Source organism: Mesorhizobium sp. M7A.F.Ca.US.005.03.2.1, assembly GCF_003997795.1.
In the GTDB taxonomy this organism is placed as follows: Bacteria; Pseudomonadota; Alphaproteobacteria; order Rhizobiales; family Rhizobiaceae; genus Mesorhizobium; species Mesorhizobium ciceri.
Window position 1 is genome coordinate 1 of sequence record NZ_RZRP01000807.1, and the last position, 2863, is coordinate 2863.

A 2863-nucleotide genomic window follows, 5' to 3' on the forward strand; every position below is an offset into this window, starting at 1 on the left:
GCGCAAGCAGTGTGAAAGGATGGTCGATAATTCCCCCGAATCATTCGTATTCGCATTTGGTGCGCAAGGTACGAAGATTGTTAAGGCGAGCTCTGTTTTGGCCTCTCTCCCGGATAATCTGAGTGACTTGGTAACCCAAAGCCCGATTGAGTTCTTCTACGACTTTTTCGTTTGTCGCGTGGGCGATCACGATCTATTCGCCAGCAGCGACTACGACCTGCAGCAGAAAGTCAAAGACCTTGAATATCGTGCAGCTACTTTGATAACCGGGGTTAATACCGGAGTCGACTGAGCATCGTCTTTCTAGGCTGTTTTTTTGCTTCGCATTGCCACCGACAATACGAAGGGGCTAGATTGTCGCTCGCCCGGTGTCTTTTTGGATCATAATACGGAGGCGCCCGCAAATTCGGCGCCTCTGGTTCGGCCGCCCGACGCGGCCGAGGTCGCCTCGCTTGGTGCGCACCGCCAGCGCCTCGACCTCCAGCGCGTCGGAGCTGGCGATCTCACCAGTTTCGTCAGCGGCAGAGCTGCCTCGCGGTCGATCTCGGTTTCGGCGTCCGTGCCCCTGCGCCGGCGATTCAAAAAAATTGAGATGCGGTGTCGGATCTACGCGCAGTCAACCGTCTTAAAGCAGGCGCCACTCGCTGGCACCTCGACAATCAAAGGAATGATCGATGAGCAAGAAGATTTTCGTGAGCCTGCCGGTGACCGACGTGAAGGCATCCAGGGCGTTCTATGAATCCCTCGGGTTCAAGAACAATCCCAGCTTCACCAGCGAGGCGGCCGCCGGGATGGTGTGGAGCGACCACATCAACTTCATGCTGCTCAGCCGTGAAAAATGGCAGACGATGACCACGCGCCCCATCCCGCCTTCAACGTCCAGCGAGGTCATGCTGGCGCTGTCCCTGGACAGCCGCGAGGCGGTCGATGCGATGGCCACAGCTGCTGCCGCGAACGGTGGCACCGCCGACATCAATCCAATCGAGGATCACGGGTTCATGTACACACGCGACCTCGCTGATCCCGATGGCCATGCCGTGGGCGCGATGTGGATGGACGTTTCCGCAATGCCTTCCGGCGACAAGGCAGACTGACATCGTTTTCACGATCGGCCGAGCAGCTTCCTTCTCGCCTTTCAAAACGGATGCACGACCTAGCGACACAGGCTATATTCCCCCGTCCGGCCGAGGTCATCGAAGGGGGCATGACATGCAGGCAATGCCGATAGCGCATCAAGCCGTGCAACCCGTGCGCCCCATATCCTCCCTGGCCGGCTATCCGGCCGCCGTCCTGTGCTGGCTGCTTTCGGCTGGTGTCTATATCGCGGCCAAATGGGTGGCGCCTGAAATGCCGCCCTGGGGTCTCTGCTTCTGGCGGCTGACGCTGGCTTGCGCCATCCTGCTGCCGATCGTGCACCGTCATCACGAGGCGATGATCGGGCTTTTGCGAACGCGCGCCGTGGAAGTCGTCGCCGTGGGGGCGATCGGCCTGACGCTGTGCCAAGGTATGATCTACCACGGCCTCAACCACACCGACGCCACCACGGCCGGTATCATCATGGCGCTGTCGCCTGTCATGACGATGGTGCTCGCCCGTTTCGTGCTTGGCGAGCCTCTCGGCCTGTGGAAGTCGCTTGGCGCGCTGGTTGCGCTTGCCGGGATGATTTTCATCGTCGCCCACGGCAACCTGGGGGCGCTGCTGCAACTCAAGGTCAACGCGGGCGAGCTGTGGATCGTCGGCAGCGCGTTCTGCTGGGGCCTCTACACCGTGCTTTTGCGCCGTGCCAAATTCGGCATCGAACTCCTGCCGATGGTCGTGCTGCTGCTCGGCGCCGGTGCGCTGGTCGCCTTGCCTTTCCATGCGTGGGAATTGTTCAACGACGAACGCTCCGCGATGAACCTCCACAGTCTTCTCGCGCTCGCCTATCTGGCAGGCCCCGGCGGCGCCTTGATGTACTATCTCTACAACAAAAGCGTGCAAACGCTGGGTGCTAGCCGGGCAAGCATGCTGCTCTACCTGCAGACGGTGTTCGTCGCCGTGCTCGCCTATCTGCTGCTCGGCGAGGGCTTGCACGATTACGATCTGGTCGGCGCGGCCTTCATCGTCGCCGGCATCGTCCTCGCCACCGTGGTCAGGCCAGCTCAACCACGCGTGGCGTAGACATCTTGCGGGTGACGGCTGTATTCAGCGCCGGCCGCATTGGCGTTTGGTGAGTCACCATCGCGACAGCCAGAGGCCGCCTCTCAATGCCGCTTGAAATACTGCACCTCCTTCTCGTGCTTCTCCGCCGCCTCGCGCGTATCGAACGTTCCGAGGTTGCGCCGCTTGCCGGTCTTGTCGTCCTTCTTCCGCGAATACAGCCGGTATTTGCCGTCCTTGAGTTTTCGGATCATCTCGCTCTCCCTGGCTAGGATTGGCCCTGATCAAGGTTTCCGCTTGCCGGGCGGCCCGGCCTGCCGACCAGCGCCTGCGCCTCGTCGCCATGCTCATTCCCCGGTTGTGTCAGGGCTCAACGCCGTTCCGATCCAAATGATCCACCCGTTCGAAGGCGGCACTCTACGGCGCCCCCTCTGGCCTGCCGGCCATCTCCCCCACAAGTGGGGAGATTGGCAGCTTTGGCGTCGGCGCTTTCTGGCAACGTCGAAATTCGGCGAGCGCCGGCCAAAACGCAAAAACCCGCCTGGGTGGCGGGTCACTGGCGCAAATCAGCACCATAGGCAAAAATGTAGCATAGCTGCCCTCACCCCGTCAAGAAAAAATTCCTATCCATCGACGCAAGCTGCCTGCCGGCGGCCACCAAGGCCAGCGGCGCAATTGCGGCGGAGGGGACATTCCAACGCAGCAAATTCAGATCCAACTCGAC

4 protein-coding genes are annotated in these 2863 nt (G+C 60.8%); 3 read left to right on the forward strand and 1 reads right to left on the reverse strand.

What is annotated here, in order from left to right; translation table 11 throughout:
• The 3 genes from EN991_RS30635 to EN991_RS30650 all read left to right on the forward strand — a co-directional run.
• A partial coding sequence (locus EN991_RS30635) for a hypothetical protein (protein ID WP_206519280.1) occupies positions 1–292 on the forward strand: 292 nt, incomplete at its 5' end.
• A gap of 382 nt (positions 293–674) precedes the next feature.
• Complete coding sequence (locus EN991_RS30645; protein WP_127370152.1) at positions 675–1094, forward strand: VOC family protein; 420 nt, start codon at positions 675–677, stop codon at positions 1092–1094.
• Positions 1095–1209: 115 nt separating this feature from the next.
• The gene (locus EN991_RS30650) at positions 1210–2160 is read left to right on the forward strand and encodes an EamA family transporter (protein WP_127370153.1); all 951 of its coding nucleotides are present in this window, start codon (positions 1210–1212) and stop codon (positions 2158–2160) included.
• Positions 2161–2243: 83 nt separating this feature from the next.
• Here EN991_RS30650 and EN991_RS30655 read toward each other — a convergent pair whose 3' ends face one another.
• Positions 2244–2393 carry a hypothetical protein gene (locus EN991_RS30655; RefSeq protein WP_086081318.1) on the reverse strand — a complete coding sequence of 50 codons (150 nt, stop codon included), beginning with the start codon at positions 2391–2393 and terminating at the stop codon, positions 2244–2246.
• Between the last annotated feature and the right edge of the window lie 470 nt (positions 2394–2863).

Coding starts and splice junctions, on each gene's coding strand:
- EN991_RS30645 (WP_127370152.1), top strand. CDS start 675: ATGAGCAAGAAGATTTTCGTGAGCCTGCCGGTGACCGACGTGAAGGCA.
- EN991_RS30650 (WP_127370153.1), top strand. CDS start 1,210: ATGCAGGCAATGCCGATAGCGCATCAAGCCGTGCAACCCGTGCGCCCC.
- EN991_RS30655 (WP_086081318.1), bottom strand. CDS start 2,393: ATGATCCGAAAACTCAAGGACGGCAAATACCGGCTGTATTCGCGGAAG.